General features: G+C 65.5%; 12 protein-coding genes and 8 pseudogenes. 7 read left to right on the top strand and 13 right to left on the bottom strand.

Annotation, left to right across the window (positions count from 1 at the left end; all coding sequences use genetic code 11):
- Window positions 1-60: 60 nt before the first annotated feature.
- Window positions 61-1,329: pseudogene (locus OG985_RS45645) on the bottom strand (transposase).
- 221 nt (window positions 1,330-1,550) lie between these two features.
- On the opposite strand from OG985_RS45645, the gene OG985_RS45650 reads away from it, so the two are divergent.
- A complete protein-coding gene (locus tag OG985_RS45650; protein WP_371666483.1) occupies window positions 1,551-3,170 on the top strand; it encodes an ISL3 family transposase in 1,620 nt (539 codons plus the stop codon).
- A 114-nt stretch (window positions 3,171-3,284) separates the two neighbouring features.
- On the opposite strand, the gene OG985_RS45655 is transcribed toward OG985_RS45650, so the two are convergent.
- Window positions 3,285-4,250, bottom strand: a complete 966-nt coding sequence (locus tag OG985_RS45655) for a transposase family protein (protein WP_371674170.1) — start codon at window positions 4,248-4,250, stop codon at window positions 3,285-3,287.
- Window positions 4,251-4,471: 221 nt separating this feature from the next.
- Here OG985_RS45655 and OG985_RS45660 point away from each other — a divergent pair.
- Window positions 4,472-4,765 (top strand): annotated as a pseudogene (locus OG985_RS45660) (transposase); the annotation flags it as partial.
- On the opposite strand, the gene OG985_RS45665 reads toward OG985_RS45660, so the two are convergent.
- On the bottom strand, window positions 4,660-7,326 hold the full coding sequence (locus OG985_RS45665; protein WP_371666702.1) for a LuxR C-terminal-related transcriptional regulator: 2,667 nt from the start codon (window positions 7,324-7,326) through the stop codon (window positions 4,660-4,662). The pseudogene OG985_RS45660 and the gene OG985_RS45665 sit on opposite strands and share 106 nt — an antisense overlap.
- 394 nt (window positions 7,327-7,720) lie before the next feature.
- Here OG985_RS45665 and OG985_RS45670 point away from each other — a divergent pair.
- Window positions 7,721-8,069: pseudogene (locus OG985_RS45670) on the top strand (IS5/IS1182 family transposase); the annotation flags it as partial.
- A 449-nt stretch (window positions 8,070-8,518) separates the two neighbouring features.
- Complete coding sequence (locus tag OG985_RS45675) at window positions 8,519-9,352, top strand: class I SAM-dependent methyltransferase (RefSeq protein ID WP_371666701.1); 834 nt, start codon at window positions 8,519-8,521, stop codon at window positions 9,350-9,352.
- Between the two features lie 904 nt (window positions 9,353-10,256).
- Here OG985_RS45675 and OG985_RS45680 read toward each other — a convergent pair.
- The 3 genes from OG985_RS45680 to OG985_RS45690 all read right to left on the bottom strand — a co-directional run bounded on the left by OG985_RS45680 (window position 10,257) and on the right by OG985_RS45690 (window position 11,723).
- Window positions 10,257-10,430, bottom strand: a complete 174-nt coding sequence (locus OG985_RS45680; RefSeq protein WP_371666700.1) for a hypothetical protein — start codon at window positions 10,428-10,430, stop codon at window positions 10,257-10,259.
- Window positions 10,431-10,770: 340 nt separating this feature from the next.
- The gene (locus OG985_RS45685) at window positions 10,771-11,319 is read right to left on the bottom strand and encodes a transposase family protein (RefSeq protein ID WP_371666698.1); all 549 of its coding nucleotides are present in this window, start codon (window positions 11,317-11,319) and stop codon (window positions 10,771-10,773) included.
- A 194-nt stretch (window positions 11,320-11,513) separates the two neighbouring features.
- Window positions 11,514-11,723, bottom strand: coding sequence for a hypothetical protein (locus OG985_RS45690; protein ID WP_371666697.1), 210 nt, complete (start codon window positions 11,721-11,723; stop codon window positions 11,514-11,516).
- 190 nt (window positions 11,724-11,913) lie between these two features.
- Between OG985_RS45690 and OG985_RS45695 the strand changes: the two genes are divergently transcribed.
- Window positions 11,914-14,604 (top strand): LuxR C-terminal-related transcriptional regulator, encoded by a 2,691-nt coding sequence (locus OG985_RS45695; protein WP_371674171.1) that lies wholly within the window; start codon window positions 11,914-11,916, stop codon window positions 14,602-14,604.
- A 462-nt stretch (window positions 14,605-15,066) separates the two neighbouring features.
- On the opposite strand, the pseudogene OG985_RS45700 reads toward OG985_RS45695, so the two are convergent.
- Together OG985_RS45700 and OG985_RS45705 are read right to left on the bottom strand one after the other, a co-directional pair.
- A pseudogene (locus OG985_RS45700) lies at window positions 15,067-15,363 on the bottom strand (integrase core domain-containing protein); the annotation flags it as partial.
- A gap of 4 nt (window positions 15,364-15,367) precedes the next feature.
- Window positions 15,368-15,823 (bottom strand): annotated as a pseudogene (locus OG985_RS45705) (IS30 family transposase); the annotation flags it as partial.
- Between the two features lie 129 nt (window positions 15,824-15,952).
- On the opposite strand from OG985_RS45705, the gene OG985_RS45710 reads away from it, so the two are divergent.
- The gene (locus tag OG985_RS45710; RefSeq protein ID WP_371666527.1) at window positions 15,953-17,248 is read left to right on the top strand and encodes an ISAs1 family transposase; all 1,296 of its coding nucleotides are present in this window, start codon (window positions 15,953-15,955) and stop codon (window positions 17,246-17,248) included.
- Between the two features lie 25 nt (window positions 17,249-17,273).
- On the opposite strand, the pseudogene OG985_RS45715 reads toward OG985_RS45710, so the two are convergent.
- The 5 genes and pseudogenes from OG985_RS45715 to OG985_RS45735 form a co-directional block, all read right to left on the bottom strand.
- Window positions 17,274-18,249, bottom strand: a pseudogene (locus OG985_RS45715) (IS30 family transposase); the annotation flags it as partial.
- Between the two features lie 118 nt (window positions 18,250-18,367).
- Window positions 18,368-18,775, bottom strand: a pseudogene (locus tag OG985_RS45720) (DDE-type integrase/transposase/recombinase); the annotation flags it as partial.
- A gap of 112 nt (window positions 18,776-18,887) precedes the next feature.
- Entirely contained in the window at window positions 18,888-19,076 is a 189-nt protein-coding gene (locus tag OG985_RS45725) for a transposase (RefSeq protein ID WP_371666695.1), read from the bottom strand.
- Window positions 19,077-19,319: 243 nt separating this feature from the next.
- On the bottom strand, window positions 19,320-19,556 hold the full coding sequence (locus OG985_RS45730; RefSeq protein ID WP_371674172.1) for a hypothetical protein: 237 nt from the start codon (window positions 19,554-19,556) through the stop codon (window positions 19,320-19,322).
- Window positions 19,502-19,684 (bottom strand): annotated as a pseudogene (locus OG985_RS45735) (winged helix-turn-helix domain-containing protein); the annotation flags it as partial. The gene OG985_RS45730 and the pseudogene OG985_RS45735, both read right to left, overlap by 55 nt.
- A 122-nt stretch (window positions 19,685-19,806) precedes the next feature.
- Between OG985_RS45735 and OG985_RS45740 the strand changes: the two are divergent.
- Window positions 19,807-20,562, top strand: a complete 756-nt coding sequence (locus tag OG985_RS45740) for a transposase family protein (protein WP_371666485.1) — start codon at window positions 19,807-19,809, stop codon at window positions 20,560-20,562.
- The last annotated feature ends 80 nt before the right edge of the window (window positions 20,563-20,642 follow it).

The following is a 20,642-nucleotide window of genomic DNA, read 5'->3' on the forward strand; positions in this document are numbered from 1 at the left end:
AGGTTCACACCTGCACAGAGGGCCTTGCCGCAGTAGTGGCCCTCGGCCTGAGCTTGACGTTTAACGTGGGCGGGCTCGGTATTCCTTGATCGATTCGGCCCGTTTGACGGTCTTGCCGACGTCGTGGTGCCTGGCCCGGTGTTTGTTTTTCGAGCCTGCAGGCCGTCCGGGCCCTGGCCGAGAGGGTTTCGGTGCGGTCGCGGGACGGGCCGTGGTCGCGTGGACGTTGCGAAACCCCCGCCGGACCCGGGCCGGGGTGAGTCGGCGGCCCTCGGCCGGTCGTTCCCAGGGGCGGCGGAGGTCCTCGGCGAGGGGTCGGGCGAGGCGGAGCTGGGTGTGGGCGGCGATGATGAGCCAGGTCCACAGGTCGGCGGTGTCCGCGTGGCGGACCTTCGGGGCGGTCCAGCCGAGGGTCTGTTTCATGAGCCGGAAGGTGTGCTCGAGGTCGAACCTGCGGAGGAAGGACTGCCACCAGTGCTCGACGTCCGCCGGTGTGGCGGCGGTGGCAGCCAGACCGGTTTCGGGTCGCGGTCGCCCGGCAGACGCTCGACCTTCAAGCGGATCAACGTGCCGTGCAGGACCGTGCCGACGCGGCCGTCCTCCCTTCGGCCCGGAGCGGGCGGGGCCGGGGTCACGGAGCATGACGCGGTCCGAGCGCAGGCGTCCGACCAGGACGACGGGCAGGTCCGCCAGGGCATGGGAGAGGTAGGCGACGTCGTAGCCGGAGTCCATGACGATCCAGATCTCCGGATCACCTGCCCGCCACTGCTGGGCCTGGACCAACCTCTCGATGACATCACGTAGTTGGGCGGCGGTGACAGTGGTCGCGTCGTCCGCCGGCCCGAGGCGCACGGCGTCCAGCAACGCGACCCAGGAGGTCCGGCCGGTCTCCAGAGCGGCGACGAAGGAGTACAGCCAGCCCGGCACGAACTGGTCCCTGCTGCGGGCACCGCGTCCGTAGACGTGGCAGAACAGCCGGTCCTCGCTGGTCGGGGCGTCCGGGCGGAGCCAGTTGCTGACGTCCACGGCCAGCACGAGCCGCCCGTCGGCCGCCCTGGGCAGCGGCAGGCCCGCCAGCGCGCGCCGCAACCGGGCCGGCTCCGCCCAGCCCCGGTCCAACGCCGCGTACATTGCCCCGTGCCCGCGCCGGTGCTCGACCGCCAGCGACAGCTCGACCAGCGTCTTCACCGGCCCGTCCGCACACAGCACCGCGTCTGTGAGCTCGAAGAGTGCATCCGCGCGGGCGTAAAGGCACTCGTAGAACTCGACCCGAAAGCGGGACAAGACGTCGAACGCCTCGCCCGCGGGCGCGTGGACCGGGAGACTCATAGCAGCGGCCGTTCTCTCGTGCTTCGTGACTCGACATCTCGAAGGGTGGAGAACGGCCGCCTTCGCTGTCCCGGAAAAGAACCGCAGATCAGCAGGTCGGGTGACAGGCGCAGTTAAACGTCAAGCTAAGAAACCGTCTCGCCGTCGCCCGAATCCTGGTTCTGGATCACTTTCAGTGCTGGGGCCACGGAGGGTCACCGAAACCGCGATCATGAACGGTCGTGGGTGATGTTCTCCTCCAGAACCTGTGGTTCCACCAGGTCCAAGGTGTCGTGATCGAAAACGTTGTGCCTGACGGCGAGTTGGTGGCCGTGCGGGCCCGGGCGGTTGCGGAGCGGGTCGTATGTCCAGCGTGCGGGACGCTGTCGTCTCGGGTGCACAGCCGGTACGTACGGCGGCTCGCCGACAGCTCGGTCAGAGGGCGTCCGGTGCTGATCGAGTTACAGGTGCGGCGGTTCCGCTGCGGCCAACGTTTGTGCAGACAGGCGACGTTCGCCGAGCAGGTCGACGGACTGACCGTCCGGCACGGCCGACGCAGCGCCGGGCTGCAGACAGTGCTGGAGCGTGTGGCGGTGATGCTGGCCGGCCGTGCCGGTGCCCGCCTCTCCCAGACTCTGGCCGCCGGGGTGAGCAGGTCGACACTGCTGCGGTTGATCCGTCGCCTGCCGGAGCCCGAGACCTCGACACCGCGGGTGCTCGGGGTGGACGACTTCGCGCTGCGCAAGGGCCACAAGTACGGCACGATCCTGATCGACATCGAAACCCGTCAGCCCATCGACCTGCTGCCGGACCGGACGACGTCGACGGTCGCCAAGTGGCTCGCCGACCATCCCGGCATCGAGGTGATCTGTCGGGACCGCTCCACCGCCTATGCCGAGGCCGGACGGCTCGGCGCCCCGAACGCCATCCACGTCGCGGACCGATGGCACATCTGGTCGAACCTTACTGAGGCCGTCGAGAAGACAGTCGTTCAACACCGCGCTCTGCTACGTGAGCCGCACGACGCCGCCACGGCCCAGGCCGTCGCGGACACGGAGAACACGAACCTCGATCCGCCCTCTCCCAGAGGGCCGCGGACAACCGGCCGACTCTCCGACCGCATCCGGGAACAGCACGCGGCTATCCACGCTCTCCTCGAGCAGGGCATCGGACTGCGCGCGATCGCCCGCCAACAGGGGCTGGCCCGCAATACCGTCCGCCGCTTCGCCAACGCGGCAAGCGCGGACGAACTCCTGGTTGGCCGGTGGACCGGCCGAGCCAGCATTCTCGACCCCTACAAGCCTTACCTGCACCAGCGGTGGGCGGAGGGCTGCACCGTCGCCCGCCGCCTGTTCGAGGAAGTACGCGAACGTGGCTACCCCGGCGGCGAGAACGTGGTGAAGGTCTACGTGGCCAAACTCCGCGAGAACTTTCCGCACGACCCGCCCCACAAGACGCCGTCCGTGCGGAATGTGACCAGCTGGCTCACCCGCCATCCCGACCGCCTCACCGAGGACCAGACCCAGCAGCTCAAAGCGATCCTGGCTCGCTGCCCCGCGCTCGACCGCACCGCCCACCACGTCCGCACGTTTGCCGAGCTCATGAACAACCGTCAGGGCCGGGACCTGAACAAGTGGATCACGAGCGTCCGGGCCGAGGACCTGCCAGCCCTTCATACCTTCGTCACCGGTCTCGGCCAGGATCTCGATGCCGTCGTCGCCGGCCTCAGCCTTCGCTACAGCTCCGGCGCGGTCGAGGGTCAGAACAACAAGATCAAGATGTTGAAGCGGCAGATGTTCGGCCGAGCCAACTTCGACCTGCTCCGCAAACGGGTCCTCCTCACCGCGCGATGCCGTTCATGATCGCGGTTTCGGTGACCCTCCGTGGCCCTAGCACTGAAAGTGATCCAGAACCCAGGTTCAGCCGACGCCGACAAACCGTATCTCAACCGAACGTGATCGCTTGATTTCTGCTGGTCAGACATGGTGTAGCTCGGAATGGGAGAGGCATCCGGCGTCTTGTTTCCGTTCCGTGAGCGAGGGGTGCGCGATGGCGTCGGTGCTGGGAATGCTGGAGGAGCGGGAGACAGCGGCTCGTGTGCGGGCGGAAGAGCGGCGGGAGGAAGTCGCCCGGCTGGCTGAGGTGCTGGAGGCCGCCGAGATCGATCTGGACCGGGGCGATTGCGCGGGAAGAGCTGGTCGAGGCCCTGGCAGCCTCGGCTGCCGAGACCTCCGCCGTGACCGAGACCGAGGCTTAGGAGGAAGCGGCGCCGTCGCTCGCGCCGGTGCTGGGCTCGCCGGTGCCGCCCTGGCGGGAAGGGTTGCCGGTGACGGTTCTGGCGCCGGACTATCAGCGCATTCTGGGCCTGCTGGAACATCAACGATCCACGGGTCACGGGCTGTTTCGAGCCAAGGAGATCGCGGTGGAGCTGGGCCTTGATGCGACGCCAGCGAAGGTCGAGGGGTGCCTGTTGAGTCGGCACGGAGCGCGGTGCCGGCCGCGCCGCGCAGGCTTTTGCCGTCCACTGCGAGGCCACGCAGCCCGGTCGCCTTCGGGAGACGGTCGGCGAGCCAGCGTCCGACTGCCCCGTCCAGCGTGTCGCCGTCGATGCGGGCCAGCAGTCGGCGGACCGTGCTCTCGGCGGGCAGGACCCGCCTGGGCAGAAGCGGATCGGGGTTCGCACCGACCTGTTCGAGCACATGCCCAGGGGCATCGGCGATCCATTCGCCGACCGCCAGCAGTGAGGTCGCTCCGGCCAGCACCGCGCACGCGGTGAGAGTGAGCACGACGGCTAGGCGGTGGCGCACCCCGCGTGGGTCACGCGGGTCTGGCACCTCGGCCAGCCGTTCCAGCAGGCCCGGGAGCTCCTCGGGTCCGACCTGCGGATTCTCGCGCAGTTGGTCAAGGGCAGGCGGGATCAGAGATGATGCGTCGGCAGGCACGGTCTTCCACTTGGATCACGGGGCGTAGAGAACTCCATGATCTTGGAAGCCGTGCCTGTCACGTCCCGAGAACACCGCCCTTGAGCTGACAGTCCGCCAGGAACCGGGCATCACGCGACTACGCCGAAGCCCTGGCTCACACCCCACCTCCAAGACCCCGTCGAACCACCCTTGACAACGCCAGATAACCCTTAACTCCGTGGTCTTGGAAGTACCCCGACGAGCTGCGTGAGCGTGCGGTGCGGATGTACCGGACTGCCGAGCCGAAGCCCGTGATCCGCCGTATGGCCGAGGATCTCGGCGTGCATCACGAAGCCCCGCGCAACTGGATCCGGCAGGCCGAGGCCGACGCCGGCGAGCGGGATGACCTGCTCATATCTCAAGCCTGGAGACTCACTGCTAAACAAGCTTATGGACTTGAGGTGCCGGATCGGGACGAGATGCGAGCGGTGACGCCAAGAGTGTCTGCGAGTTGCCGACGGGTGGTAACACCGAGTTTCGAGTACGCGTGGTGAAGGTGGTTGTCCACAGTGCGGACCGAGAGCCCCAGCGTCTCGGCTATGTCCTTACTGACGGTGCCGGTCGCGGCCAGTAGAGCAATCTCGCGTTCGCGGGCGGTCAACGTCGCAGCGGATTCAGCCGTGACCAGCAGCGGCGTGCGGGCACCCTCACAGTGCGCTGTGAGCGTGGCGGCCTGTTGGGCGGCTGGTGTTGCACGCCGGTTGTGGCCGGTTCGGCGCCAGGCTACGGCAGCTGCGCTCGCAGCTTCGGCAGCAAGCAGATCCACGCCCATCGTTTCGAGTTCAGCAGAAACCGCCATGAGGCCTTCGGGATCGTCGGCGGCCAAAGCGGCAGCCAGATGAGAGCGGGCTACAGCCAGTGCTCCCTCGCTCTGCTGGGCGAGTTCGGCAAGCCGTTCGACAACGTCCTTAGCCCCGCCGAGTCGAGCGATATCAGTGAGGAGCAGTGCCTCAGAAGTGATGTGACCGCTACCGCGGGCGGCCCCGGCTGCACTGGTGAGCCGGTCCCTGGCCTGTGCAACTCGGCCCTGAGCTACCAAAATCCACGCCTCGCAGAGTTGCTCCTCACCAGTGAGGATTCCCATAGGCTGATGATCTTCCAGCGCTGACAGAGCCTCTTGTGCTGCCTCAAGGTCACCGCACAGTGCCGCAGATGCTCCCAACCCGGCGAGGACGGGATGCAGCGCCGTGCCATGATTTTGGGCCAGCACCGCGGCTTCCGCGTACCAGCGGCGTGCTCCTGCCGGATGCCCAGCCAACCACTCCGCACGTCCCATGTGGAACGCTACCCAAACTCGGGGAAGCGTAGCGCGTGCTGCCAAGAGATCAGCAAACGCGCCCTCACCGATCTTCCGCGCCTCAGTAAGCTCTCCGGCCTCCGTCAGCGCCATCACAAGTGAATTGAGTTGCGACGCAGGGTGGGCTATGAGCGCTTGGCGATCGATCTGTACGTGCACGGCATAGCCGCGTTCTGCCAGGGCAGCTGCTTCCCTCGCGCGCCCCCGCATTGCCAGCCCCGCAGACTTCATCATGGTGCCCTGCAGCCACGTGTTGACGTCCGGCGCCTCCCTGACGTCGTGCTCAAGGTCTTTCAGCAGTTCTACACCGATAAGCGGTTGCCCCGAGACCGTGCGTATGCAGGCCTCGTTCACCTGCAGCATGTACCGGCCCACGGGGTCGGCAATGTAAGCGCGAGCGGCATCGTTCACCGCAAGAGCGTCGGCAGTACGGGCGCCGGTCCAGAAGAGATTATTCGTTCGGATGAACGTTGCGGCCAGTTTCTCCTGTTCCGTGGAGGCTTGCTTGTCTGCCTTGATGAGAACAGCCTCAGCTTGTTCCCACATGCCCAGTTCAAGGAGCGACTCCCCAAGCAGTAGTCGGGTAGAGAACGTCTGATGCAGGTCAGGCAGGGCCTTTAGGAGAGCGATGACCTGGGGATAGTCGTGAGCATGGCGGGCAAGCGTGGCACCTTGGGCCAAGAGAGCGGGATCGGCGGTGCCAGTAGCGGCCAGGCGCCAGGTGGCAATATGCAGCGCGTCGCCACGACGTCTGGCACCGCAAGCTTCGATGCGCTCGGCCTGCGCCAGCAGCACGGCACGGCGGTTCAGGGTGGGCAACTGTGTACGTAGCACTTCTCCGTATAGCGGGTGGGTCAGCGTTACCGCGCTTCGTCGCCGGTCGTGACCGATGCGGATCAGTCCCGCACGTTCGAGGTCGGTCACGACCTCCAGGGAGGCAGCTTGGATAGCCTCGGTAATGGACAGTGGTTCGCACAGGGCGAGGATCTCCAGCACCGCTCTTCCGGTCTCGCCTGCGGAGGCCAAGCGTTCACCGATCAACTCGGTCAGTCGTACGGTCAAAAGTGAGGGCTCGGCCAGCTCCCACACTCCACCTCTGTTAGTCAAAGTGCCGGCAGCCAGGGCTGCGAGAACGAGTTCGCGCAGATACAGCATGTTGCCGCCGCTGCTGATGTGCAGGCGGTACAGGGTGAGTCGGCCGACGGGTCCGTCCAACACCGTCTGGAGCAACCGCTCGACTTGGGACTGGTTAAGCTCAGCCAGGCCAACCTGCTGCAGCTCGGCGCTGTCCCGCAAGGCAGCGACCGCATCGTTGACTCGCTCCCCGCTACGAATGGTGGCAATGAGGCGGACCACTCCAGCATCCATCAATTGCTGCAGCAGCATGGCGGAGGTGGCGTCCAGCAAATGGACGTCATCAACCAAGAACGCCCATCGACGCCGCTGCGGCCCGGTTAGCGCGGCAGCCGCGGTCTGGAACCCTTTAGCGGGGTCCGACAGATCCACTCCGGCCGGGATCAGGTGCGCAATAGCTCCCAAGGGCACGGTGCTGGCCGCCGCAGTGGCCGTGGCGCGCCCAGTCCTGTAACCTGCCTGTCTTGCAATTGTCAGGCTTTCCTCGGCCAGCCGAGACTTGCCGACCCCCGCAGGCCCATGGATCACCCATCCCCGGCCCTTCCTGCCCGCGAAAGCCAGGGAGAACGCCTTCAGCTCCTCCTCACGCCCGACCAACGGCCAACGGGCGTCCTCGACTCTCATCGCATCACATCCTGATCATCGACGCTGATGAGGAGCGTCGCAACGAAGACCGGCCGAAACCCCAACCGTCATCCAGTCACAGTACTCGTCTCAGTCTGCAACAGCACACAGGAGTCGACGGATACATCACTCCAGCTTTTGACTTCCTTCGTGGCTCGGTAACGAATCTTGCGGTCTCACGGCGTGCTTCCTCTTGTTGCATCCTCCGGGTACCACCGGGCATGAAGGCATCAACAGACCGCTGATGAGAGGCTTGAGCACCGGCTTTCACCCAGTGAGTCCTTTCCAACTTCCGTCTTCCGTCGCGGCTCGTCAGTTGGCCTGACAGACGGATGAAGTCCCTGGGCATTGGGTTTCGACCAAGAGGACCGTCTCCACCAGAGGCTTCGCATGCTTGCGTGCCCGTCCGGCCGTGGCCAGCGCCGCCTGCCGCTTCCTCGCCGGCCGCCTGAGGGAACGTCGGCAACTCTTGGCATCCGATGGCGACGTCTGAGTGCGGGACGACAGGCCCTGCTCGCCCTCTTCCCACCTGCGCAAGGCGAGCCCATGCCCAGCTCACAGCCAGCTTCGGTATCGGAACCACCACCGCCTATCGGTACATCATTGAGCCCGTCAATGTCCTGGCCGCCTCGCCCCCACGCTCGCCGAAGCAGTACGGGCCGCATCGATGAAGGTGTACTGATCCTGGACGGGACGCTTCTGCCGGGCGACCGGATCGCCGCCGACCTCCCTTCTACTCGGGCAACGCAAGAAGCACAGCAGAATCTGCAGTCCATTTTCAAAGAAATTGCTGCCACCGCATCCGACTCCTTTACGGATATACGGGCAGAGGACCACAGTCAAGAGTATGAAGTAACGTCAAGTCGCCGTGATCTGTCTAGCGTGGGCACGCAGCTGCAGCAGCCATCGGGCAGGGGTTGGCAGGGTTCGCGCGTGTGTGAACGGCGATTGAGTTTGATTAGAGCTACTTCGCGTGCGTGCCGAAATTTCCTAGGGAGAGGCCACCTTGAAGGCTCTTCCCACCCACTCCTGCGAGGAGGCGTATTGTCCGCCACGATCTGCATAATTCGATAGTGCCAGCTACTGTCCGGCGGCTGAGTAGGTGATACTCATTGCTCGGCCTCCTCGTAGGTGCATGCTGTACTCGAGGCTACTCATGCTGAAGCTACGCACCCCAAGATATGGAGGTTCAGTGAGTAACGCTAAAGAACCGATCGATTACGTTCTGGGTCGCTCAGAGGCCGAGACGCGTCGCCTGATTTTTCAAGGCACGATTTACGCTCCTTACACTCGCGCCTTTTTGCAGGCTGCTGGCATCACTAGAGGAATGAAGGTCTTGGATGTAGGCAGTGGAGCCGGTGATGTCGCTTTGCTCTTGGCTGATCTTGTAGGGCCTGAGGGCTCCGTGTTGGGCGTGGATGAGAACCCTGAGGTCGTCAAGGTGGCGCGGACGCGCTGCGCCACCATGGGATACGGCAACGTCAGGTTCGTCGAAGGAGACGTGCGGACTGTTTCTCTGGAGAAAGACTTCGATGCCGTGACAGGGCGATGGATCCTTATGTACGTTCCCGACTCCGCGGCGCTGTTGCGGAAAGCTGCTGGCCTCGTGAAGCCCGGTGGCGTCGTGGCTTTCCAGGAAATTAACCTCAGTTCGCCACCTGTCTCCTATCCGTCGACTCCACTCTTTGAACGCGTGCTGGGTTACGCGGTTCCTCGGCACGGAGCAGAGCGAGGGCCCGATACCCGCGCGGGACTAAATCTCTATAGCCAATACCTTGAGGGCGGGCTGCCGGCACCGCACTTGATGATGTCGACACCGATGGGGGGCGGTCCTTCGTGGCCTGGGTACCACTATTTGGCGGACACATTGCGCAGTCTCCTGCCCATGCTTGAGCGGCAAGGAGCGGTAATCCCAGAAGAGTTGGATATCGATACGCTCGGTGGGCGACTCCGTGACGAGGCAATCGGTGCGTGTGCCGTTCAAACGCTCCCGCCACTGATTGGTGCCTGGTCGCAGCGTAGTTGACGCAGCTGATATTGGGACGTTACACCACCCCCTACTTATCGAGTCGCGTGCAGCAGGGGTCCCGCTCGTTTCGGTGTGTTCGTGAGAGTGGCCGAGCTGTCGGACTCTACGAGAGCGGCCTCGGCCGCTGCCGCAGCGCGTTAGCCAGGATGAACAGGAACTGCTCGAATTCCCCGCCAGCGTCGCGTCTTTAAGCGGACAGTTGGCCGTAATTTATTCCGTCAGCGTCACGCCCTTTTTAAGGGTGTGGATGCCCAAGTGTACGTTACTCAGGGCTTGCCTAAGTGATGTGCTCGAATGCATCTCAAGCTGCCATCTATAGTTAGTTGGCGGTCGCGAATATACTCGTAATACTACGTTCTTTGGGTGATTGACTTGCTTTACATCGCCGTAGCGTGCGTACTGCTGACGCAAGCAGCATTCTTGGTCGCATGGGCCGTCAGCTGGTGTCCTAATGATCCAGGGGCTCACCCAGGCAGCGAGGAGCATCATGCAGCATTGGCATCCGTTGATGACGGCACGGATTTTAGCCTCAAGTACTGACGAAGCAGGAGGTCTACGCCGTCACCAGCCTGACCGACGAGCAGGCCACCCCGGCCGAGCTCGCCCAACTTGTCCGCGACCGCTGGAACACCGACAACGCGCCCCGCGCGATGGCCACCTGGCGCAACCTCGCCATCGGAGCCCTCCGAACAGCCGGAGCGTAGAACACCGCGGCCAGGCCCCCACCACAACGCCCGCAACCCCCGTCGCCCCCTCACCCTCCTGGCCTCGGATGATCACGAACCGGGCGTCACGCGACTATGCCGAAGCCCTGGCCGCATGTGGGCCGCCCGGTCGGCTGCGGTCTTGCTCGGCTACAAGCAGCTCCTGGAAGTCGAGCGCGGCTGGGTCCAGGGCGGCTTCAAGTTCCCGGTGGGGGGCGGCTGTCGCTGATGTCCCGGATCGCTTGGGTGGTCTTGGCGATGTGGTCCGCTTCCAGCGGCCGCAGTCTGCCGATGGCCAGGTTCCGCAGAGCGGCCATTGCCCGCGGCGCGCTGCCGGTGTGGACGGTGGAGGCGTCCTTGGCGAACACCACATCTCTGACATGGTGGCTGGAATTTTTGATTGCCCGGTGCCCGCGCACGTATCCGCCCCAGCTGGGCAGGGCTGGCCTGGTGGGTATCGAGGCTGGTGACGGCGTAGATCGTCTCCCGGGTCTGCCGCTTGCCACTCTCTTCTCGGCGCCGGTGGATGCGTAGGGCCGTGCCGTGCTTGCGGGAAGGCGATCGGGTCCAGGTTCGCCGCGGTGGCCGTGGTCTTGACCGAGCGGGATTCCCGCCGCCCGTGCCCGGTGCCGGAGACTGTGTGCGCTACGGGCACCTGTTCCCACGGCAGGGCTTTGACCTGGGCCGACGCGGTCGGCTGGGTTTTCTTGATCACCGCGATGCAGTGGGCCTTCTTTTCCTGGACGAGCCGGCGCACCTGGTCCTTGACGCTGTGCAGGGCGTCGAAGGTGGCCACGGTTCCGGTCGGATCGAGGGGTTCCAGCAGCGGACGGAAGGCGGCTGTCTCGTTGGCCGGTGGTGCCGGGCGTCGGTGTGGTTGTGTCCGGCCAGGTAGGTGCTGATCGCGGCGTCCAGGGCATCGCCGTCGAGGGCGGCCAGGAGCCGGGTGAGGGTGGCATGGGACGGGGCCCGGCGACGTCCGGGCAGATGGCGGCGGATGCCGAGGTGTTTCAGCACCGTGGTGGTGGCGCGCTGTCCCCACGCGGTGATCTCGGTGATGGTCCGGGCGCCGGAGACGACTGTGCAGGCGCAGACCAGCAGCAGGCCGGCCAGGGGATACCACCGTCCGCGACGCGACCGCGGGTCGGGTACGCGCTGGAGGCCGGCACGCAGGCGGCCGGTGTCGTGCTGGTGAACGGGCCCAGTTACGCCAGGGCGACAGGGATCGGGGAGGACGAAGCGGCAGGCACGGGACCCCAACGTGATCAGCTGGCGTAGACACCCTGATGATCACCGGTCTCGTGCCTGTGCTGTCTGCTGCGCCAACTCCCGCCGACACCGACGATCTACGCGATCCCGGAACTTGCAACCGTCCTGCGCTGGCGCGACATGAAACAGATCCTCCGACCTGCGGCCGGTCTACCACCGCCACGAGGAACGCATCCGGGTGCACGTCATCGTGTTGCTGGCTCGCCCTGCTGATCCGCATCACCGAAACCACCACCGGATCGACCTGGAACGAGATCGATGCCCCATTGGGACCGGGCGATACGGCCGATGAGCTGGGGCGATGCCTCGCGTGCTGTCCTATCCGTGATCGCGTGGACGGTCTGCCGGGTGACCTTGCCGGTCTTCAGATCGGTGCGGTGCCGAAGGATCTTCACCGCCTGGACGACATGCGGGATTGCCGCTTCGGCTCACACACTGCCGTGGGCGCTGTGGCGAGGAGTCCTCACATCTGAAGAGAACGAGGAAGAGAGCTCGGCAATCGCAGAGCATGAGTAGTGTGGGTGTGCAGGTCCCCGAGGCCCACAAGGCCCCGATCAGGTGGGTAAATCGGAAGGCGGTCACGGAGTGAGAAGCCGAGTTGCGCGGTGGCCGCTGGCAGGTCGGGACACTGAGTTGACGGATTTCGCCACAGCCTGGGGGGATCGCCGATACCGGGGCGTGGTGGTATTCGGACCGGCGGGCGTGGGCAAGTCACGGTTGGCCGAGGAGTTTCTTGCTCAAGCGGTCGGCGAGGGCTGGAAGGCTGGGCGGGCGACGGCTTCCGCGACAGCGGCTGAGGTACCACTGGGAGCGATCGCACACTTGATCCCGCCAGGAATCGACTTGTCTGACCCGGTCTCCGGCTTCGCCGAGGTCGCCCGCTCGCTGGTGGGACCAGAGCGGCGGCGTTGGGTGCTGTTGATTGACGATCTGCACCTCCTGGACTCGACATCGGCGGTTTTGCTCCGCCAGTTGCTCGATGCCGGTGTGATCCGCCTCATCGGCACCGTACGCAGCGGGGAACCTGTGAGGGAGGCAGTCGACGCTTTGACCGGCGGGGATGCGGTTCACCGGATCGACCTTTCGACGTTCGACCAAAAGCAGGCAGAAGTACTACTGCAGGCAGCTCTAGGTCGGCCTGTAAAACGGCGTGCCCTGCGAGAGCTGCACACCGCAGCAGGGGGGAACGTGCTCTACCTGCGGGAACTGGTGGTTGGCGCCTTGGAGGCGGGCTCACTTGCCAGCGACGGGGAAATCTGGGAACTGGCCGGGGACTGGCGCGCGGGCACGCCACGACTGGCCGAGCTGATTGGTGTGCGGCTGGCTGCCGTCGGTGAGGGCGCGCGGTCCGTGCTGGAACTCCTGAGCGTGTGCGGACCCGTTTCCCTCATGGACGCCGAGGCGGTGGCCGGCCCAGTCGTCCTGACCGATCTGGAGGAAGCCGGGATCGTCCAGATTGACACCGACCGGCGCCGTACAACCCTGCAACTTGCCCACCCGCTGTATGGAGAGATTATTCGCGCTGACATCCCTCACCTGGTTCGTCGCCGCACCTTGCTACAGCAGGTTCAGCGGGCCGAATCCCGCGGTACCCGGCGCCGAGATGATGCACTACATATTGCCAGCTGGCGACTAGCAGCCACAGGCACCGCAGACCCCGCCTTGCTTCTTCAAGCTGCGGGCCTTGCCCGGCACGCTCATGACTACGAACAGGTCATCGTCCTAATCGATGCAGTACCTGAAAGCTGCTGGACCGCTCAGACTCGTCTGCTTTTGGGCGAGGCGCTGTGGGAACTCGGTAGATGGGAGCGAGCGGACGCAGTCCTGGCTGACGCCGATTCTGTGATGATCAACGAAGATCAGAAGATCTCTCTAACGATCACCCGTATGCTCAATCTCCAGTGGATGGCCGGCCGTTCAGTTCAGGCATTGGCAGTTGCAGAGGCCGCCCGAATGAGGGTAACCAGCGCTGCTGGTCAGGAGCTGCTTCGAATCGCTGAAAGTTATATATTGGTCGTCTCCGGCCAGCCGGCCCGTGGTCTTGCACTGCTGGAGGACATCGATTCCTTGGCGAAAGATGCCCGTTACTTCCCTGACATTCATCTATGGCTGATGGGAGCGTCGACAAGGTCCCTAGGACTTTCCTATGCAGGGCGCACATCTGAAGCACTGACTTGGGCCGAACGCGCATATTCTGTGCACCTCGAACTCGAAGACCAAACTCTCGCCCCGCACCCCGCTACTCAGCTTACCGCCCAGGTCCTTGCACTAACTGAAAGTGGCAGACTTGCTGAAGCTCGAATAATTGGAGAAAAGGCAGTTGCCGAACTCTCAGCCTCTCGTGCTCCCGTGCGCCCAGTCCAGGTTTGGGCAAGTTTTCTCCTGGGCCGTGTCGAGTGGCTTGCGGGGCATGCCTTCGCCGCACGACGCTGGTGGGCTGAAGCTGCCGCGCTAGCCCGAAACCCTTACCCTATAACACCGCTACGTCTGGTGTTGGCAGGTCTGGCTGCGTCTACAGCAGTGCTCGGTGATCTGGACGCCGCCGAGCAGTTTCAGACCGAGGCCATGGCATGTCAACCGACGGGTTCTTTTGCGGGGGAGGATCGTCTCGGCGAAGCATGGCTGCTCGCGTCGCGCGGCCAACTGACCCAAGCCCGAATTGTGCTTGCCGAAGCAGTCCAAGATGCCAGCGACAGTGGTTACGCTACCTCCGAGGCTTTGTTGCTGACGGATTTGGCACGACTCGGTGGGCCAAAGAGCGTTTCTGATCGACTCTTCGACCTGGCCGCAGGGTGCGACGGCGCCTTTGCACCTGCCCGTGCCCGACTAGTCGCAGCACTGGCCTCTGGCCGCGCTGAGCAGCTGCTAGCGGTGGCAGGCGAACTGGAGGAGATAGGCGCTGATTTGCTGGCTGCAGAAGCTGCCATGGCAGCGGCCGCTGCTGCGCGGCAAACCGGTCAAACACGCCGCGCAGCAGCAGCTGGCCAGCAGGCACAGTCATGTGCCGCCCGCTGTCAGGGCGCCCGGACGCCATTGCTGGCCACAACGGAAACGGTCTCCCCTCTGACCGCTCGGGAACGGGAGATCGCTCTGCTCGCCGCGCACGGAACTCCCAGCAAAGACATCGCTGACACCCTGCACCTGTCCGTGCGCACGGTCGACAACCATCTCCACCACGCCTACACCAAACTCGGCGTTACCACCCGCCGCGAACTTGCTAACGCACTTGGCCACATCACCGGCCGCTCTCAGACGATCGCCGCGCCCAACCGGTGATGGGCCTTGGCCCTGCCAAACTGAACCGCTTGCGGTGCCGCCCGCCATGCGGCCTCCGAGTAGGCCGAGACCTGGTCACGGCACACGATCTCCCCTCAGGGTGGTTGGATGGAGTCAGCGGCCGATCGGTCTCAAGGCCAGACAGCACGTCGATAGGCGGACGTGCTGCGAGGCCCAGCAGCGACGTCGCGTACCTATGCCACTTCAGCAGGGTCAACTCGTCGACCTCAAGGACCCACACCAGCCCTGGCCAGCCACCTGAGTAATTGTCAAGGCCTGTGGATCAGTTGAGGTGGATCACGCTGCGAGGATCTCGCCTCGTTCGACGAGGAGGCCGTTCTCGAAGGGGGCGCCAGCTCGGATGAGGGCGACGAGGTGCGGGGTCATGTCCCCTGTGGTGGTGTAACCGTGTCGGGTGGATCTTCGGTTTGAGGTTGGTTCCCCGGGAGTGGACACCGGGTTTCATACGGCGAGTGACAGCGTATGTGATGTGATCAGTTGCTGTTGGAACTCGGCTGGTGTGAGGTAGGCGAGGGCGGAATGCCGATGGCGCCGGTTGTAGTACGACAGCCAGCGGAACAGCTCGAGCCGTGTCTGCGCCTTCGGGGTCCAGTGCCTCCCGTGGAGCAGCTCGCGCTTGAGGCCTTGGAAGAACGACTCGGTGAGGGCAGTGTCATAGCTTGAGCCGACCCGGCCGATGCTGCGCCGGATGCCGTGCCGGCCGCACACTTCGGCGAAGGCGGCCGCACTGTATTGGGCGAGTTCAACTGGTCGATGCAACACCGACTTGTTGAAGCGAGCGTAGTTGCTCCTCGAAGACTTCAGCGGGCGTCTTCCATCCGAGGATCCTTCGCGGCCGGTTGTTGAGCGCGTGAGCGACGGCCTCGAGTTCGTCAGCGGACCAGCGCGACCGGTCGGTGCCTTTGGGGAAGTACTGCCGCAGCAGACCGTTTGTGTTCTCATTCGTCGGGCGCTGCCATGGTGCGTGCGGGTCAGCGAAGAACACCCGCGTTCCGGTCTCCAGCGCGAACTGCGCGTGGCCCGAAAGCTCCTTCCCGCGATCCCACGTCAGGGTCTTGCGCAACTGGTCGGGCAACTTGGTCATCGACGCCGTGAGCGCGGCGTTCATCGCGACGGCCCCGTAGCCGCCGAGCGACGGCCCGTTTTTCACATACGGCTTCTCGCCCCAGCCTTCCATGCGTGGTAGGTGGACCAGGAGCAGGGCCCCGGCGAGTGCCTGGATCGTCCCGGTCTGGGGTGTTGATCTCGGTGGTGGGCCCCGGAAGCAGGTGAACACGGCACCTGTGGATCATGTAGTTCTCTACGCTGCAAGATCCACGAAGGTGCCGTGTTCGTTTCTCCATCATCCCTTGTCGCTGTCCCCGTGCCTTGTGCGCCCTGCCTGGAAGCCCTCGGCGAGGGTGCCGCCAAGGAGCAAGTGCGCTGCCTGGTCGCCGAGTTCGAGTCGGTCACCGATCCGAGAGGGGCTTGCGGAGTGCGGTACCGGCTCTCCTCGCTGCTGGCCCTGGTGGTCTGCGCGATGACCCCGTCCGGCCACGACTCGATCACCGCGGCGGCGGAGTGGTGCCGACGTGCGGCGCCGGAGGAACTGGCCGCCTTCGGCCTGCCCTACCACCCACTCCTTGGCCGCTACCGGGTGCCGAGCGAGAAAACCCTGCGCAGCGTCCTGGGGCGACTCGATCCCGGTGAGATCGGCGCGGCCGGTTACGACTACCTTCGGCCTCTGCTGTCCGCACAGCCCCGCCGGCCGGAGCCGGTGATGCCCGACGGTGGCACCGAACGTGAACAGCGCCGGGCTCACCGGGCGGCCGCCCGCGCCGAGCCGGTACGGCTCCGGCGGCGGGCGATCGCGGTGGACGGCAAGTGCCTGCGCGGCGCGAGGCGCCCGGACGGCAGCCGCGTCTTCGTCCTGTCCGCCGTCCGTCACGGCGACGGTGTCACTCTCGCCTCCCGCGAGATCGGCGCGAAGACCAACGAAATCCCCGAGTTCGCACCTCTCCTCGACCAGATCGACGACGCGGATCTCACGGGGGTGGTCGTTACCGCCGATGCCCTCCACGCCCAACGCGACCACGCCATCTACCTGCGCGAACGCGGCGCTCACTACCTGCTGACCATCAAGAACAACCAGCGCGGCCAGGCCCGTCAACTCCACGCCCTGCCCTGGAAGGAGATCCCTGTGATCCACCGCGACGACGCCCGGGGCCACGGCCGTCACGAGCAGCGGCTCGTGCAGGTCGTCACCGTCGAGGGCCTGCTCTTCCCGCACGCGGCCCAGGTCCTGCGGATCCAGCGCCGACGCCGTCTCTACGGGGCGAAAAAATGGTCCAGCGAGACCGTCTACGCCATCACCGACCTGCCCGCCGAGGAAGCGAACGCAGCCGAGATCGCGTCCTGGGCTCGCGGGCACTGGACCGTGGAAAATACCGTCCACTGGTGTCGAGATGTCACTTTCAACGAGGACAAGTCCCAGGTCAGAACCCGCAACGCGCCCGCCGTACTCGCTACCCTCCGCGACCTGATCCGCAGCGCGCTCAAGCTCGCCGGCTACGTCAACACCGCCGCCGGACGACGAGCCCACACCGAGCGCCCCCGCGTCCTCGCCCTCTACGGCATCACATAACCAAACCGGACGATCCAGGCACACGCCGGGGCCCTGGGACCAGGAGCGTTGAACGACTGCTGCGCTCGACAAGCGTGCCGATCGCGGACCTGTCCGTCCCGATAATCAGGTCGCCTTCCCAATGCCCGGGTACGGCCCGGTCGTTGGCCTCGGCGGGGCGCTCGCTGAGGACGACATCGGCGGTGACATGCCCTTGGGGCTTGTTCCGTGACCTGACCCTCGGCTCCCGCAACGCTCGCCCCGTTCGGAGGCAGGTGACCAGTTCACGCTTGAGCGCACCACGCCCCTCGATGAACAGCGACTGATAGATAGCCTCGTGGCTGATGCGCATGGACTCATCATCGGGGAAGTCGACCTTCAGCCGATGCGCGATCTGCTCTGGGCTCCATGCCGTCGACCACCGTCGGTCTCGGCGATGGGGCTTGTTCAACCCCTTCCACGGCGGTGTCCTGGGGCCCGGGACGATCGTGCCGTCATGCCACGGACGTTGCCAGCGAGCCGGTCCTGCACGTACTCGCGCAGCCGCTCGTTGCCCACCAGCTTCGCCGGCTTCGGACGCTTTGCGGCCTGCTGCGCCTTCCATTGCGCCACCACGGCGCGGTATACCGGCTTGCCGCCCCTGGTCGCAGCGTTTCGGCGCAGTTCACGAGAGACGGTCCCGGGGTCTCGGCCGATCCTGCGAGCGATCTCCCGCACGCCCTTGTCCTGGGCCCTGAGCAGAGCGATCTCTTCACGCTCGGCGAACGACAGGTACCGGCCGGTGGGCTCGTCCAGGCTCAGCGGCGTCATCCCGCCAGCGTGTCGAAACCATCGGATCCCGACCGGTGCCGACACGCCGACCCCTTCGGCGGCCTGGACCGTTGTGACCCCGGACGCGATCAGGCGCCAGACTCCCGTTGCACAGCGCGCGACGGCTCCGGGCGGCCGGGCGAGCGCATCGGTGCCCGCATCGCCCGATCCGCGGCCCACTGCCGTCGTGCCCCGGCCGGCACCTGCGGCATCGGCTTCCTTGGCCGTCCCATCCAACACCTCCGTGATCAAGGTGTTGCGACGACAAGTTGAATCCGCCTTGGGCGCCCCTGTCGGTGTGGAAACGACGCCGTGGACTCGGCCGCCGCGGGCGGCCACGACCATCTCGATCGCGTCGGTGACCAGCGAGGTGCGCAGGTGGTCCGCGATCGACCAGTCCACCACCTTCCTCGAGCAGATGTCGATCACCGTGGCGAGGTAGAGCCATGTCGCGCCAACGGCTGTGTAAGTGATGTCGCCGCGCTTGCAGTTGACCCGCCGGTCCAGCCTGCGCAACTCGGCATGGATGCGCGGCACCCCGTAGGTGCGCCGGGAGGCGATGTGCAACACGGTGATCTCGTGGGCCAGGGCGTCGTCGGCGGCCCGGCGGGCGGCGCGGGCCGGCTCGCCGGCCAGCCAGGCGTAGAAGGAGGACCGGGCTACCTTCAGCAGCCGGCACAACAGAGCAACATGGCGGGTGGTCTTCTCCGCCTCGATGAACGCGTACACCTCGCTCATCGATCGCTCTCCTTCGCGAAGAAGACCGCCGCTTTTCGCAGCACCTCGATCGTCTCGGCCTGCTCACGGTTCTGCCGACGCAGCCGACTCAGCTCTTCCCGCTCCGCGCTCGTCAGCTCACCCGGTGCCCATGCCCGCGGTCGATCGTGTCCTGCTTGGCCCAGTTCCGCAGCCCCTCGGCGCTGACCCCGATCTCCCGGGCCACCTCGGTGACGGTCTTGCCGGAGGACCGGACCAGCGCGACCGCATCGCGCTTGAACTCCTCCGTATACCGCCTGCTGCGGTTGCACTTGCTTCCCACCTTGCACTACTTCTCTGGAAACCTCACGTCCCAGTCTCCAGGTGTCCAACATCAAGAGGAAGCTTCACACTGGGTCTTCTACTTCTCCGTAGCAGGTTGCTGCCCACTTTTGGCTTTCCACCAGCGCAAAAGCAGCGGTGGGAAGACGCACAAGAGGCCATGCACAAGAGGCCGTCTGAACCGTTCCGGGTTCGATAGGGACTCGATCATTTGAGAGGATCGAGTCATGGCACGCCCTTCCCCTTACCCTCTTGAGCTGCGCAAACGTGCGGTCCGCATGGTCGCCGTGGTGCGGCCCGAGTACGACACCGAGTGGTCCGCGATGAAGGCGGTCGCCGCCAGCGGTAAGCGGCGGTGGGAGCGGCCCCGGACGCGGACCACAGGGGTGTGGCCGCGGCGGGACCAGGTGCGGGTGGTCGGCGGCGTCATCGAGAATCCGGCTTCGTCCTCGAAGACGAGCCAGGCGTCGAGCGCCGCCACGGTCCTTCCACCTGGGGCCAGGTCTCCTTCACCCAGCCGGCCACCACGTTCTCGTCCCGCTCGATCGCCCGCCGGGCGGGGACCTGGCAGCTCCAACCGTGCCGCTTGAGCAGGGCGGCCACTCCTTGAGCGTTTTCAGGGTGGCCACTGATCGAGTGATGCAAGGGGATGGCTGGCAGGGCAACGGACGAGGCTCCCAGGCAGTTGAGAGAGGTATCTGACATGCGATCTCGGTTGCCGGGGAGCCCCGTTGATTACGTATCCTGCCGCACTCGACCTCCCGCATGCCCTCGTGGAGACGGTCACGATGCTGATCGTCCTTCGTGAGGGTGACCGCCGGTGCAAGCTCCGTCCGTCCGCGCGTGCGGTTGTCGCGCTCGTGTACTTGCGCCAGCACACCACGCTGGCCCAGATCGCCGCTGGTTTCCGCATCAGCGTCGGGACCGCGCACGCCTATGTCCGCTCCGTGGTGGGCCTGCTGGCGCGCCGGGCTCCGGGGCTGACGCGGGCCCTGCGTGAAGTGAAGGCCCGGGCGGAATACGTGCTGGTGGACGGCACCCTCGCGGAGTGCGACCGGGTCGGTGACGGCCGCGGGGACTACTCGGGAAAGCACCGGCGTCACGGTGTGAACCTGCAGGTCGTCACCGATCCGGACGGCACCATCGTATGGATCTCGAAGGCGCTGCCCGGTCGCACCCACGACCTCACCGCCGCCCGCACCCACCGGATCATCGACACCTGCCGCAGACTCGGTATCCCGGTCCTGGCCGACCTCGGCTACCTCGGTGCCGGCGGCACCATCACCACCCCGATCCGACGTTCTCCCGGCAAAGAACTCAACCGCCGGCAGCTATCGCTGAACAGGGCTCATGCCCGCCTGCGCTACCCGGTCGAGCGCGGCATGGCCCGATTGAAGACCTGGCGGATCTTCCGCAAAGCCCGCTGCAGCCCCACCTGGCTCACCACCGCAGCCAAAGCCGTCCTCACCCTTGAGAGCTACTGCTGAAAATCCTCCTTGCACGGTGTACCTCTTGTGGAAGCGGCGCCCGATCAGCGTCCTGATCCGCGACAGGGTCGACGTTTGGT

The organism is Streptomyces sp. NBC_00289 (assembly GCF_041435115.1).
In the GTDB taxonomy this organism is placed as follows: Bacteria; Actinomycetota; Actinomycetes; order Streptomycetales; family Streptomycetaceae; genus Streptomyces.

Coding starts and splice junctions, on each gene's coding strand:
- OG985_RS45665 (WP_371666702.1), bottom strand. CDS start 7,326: ATGAGAGTCGAGGACGCCCGTTGGCCGTTGGTCGGGCGTGAGGAGGAG.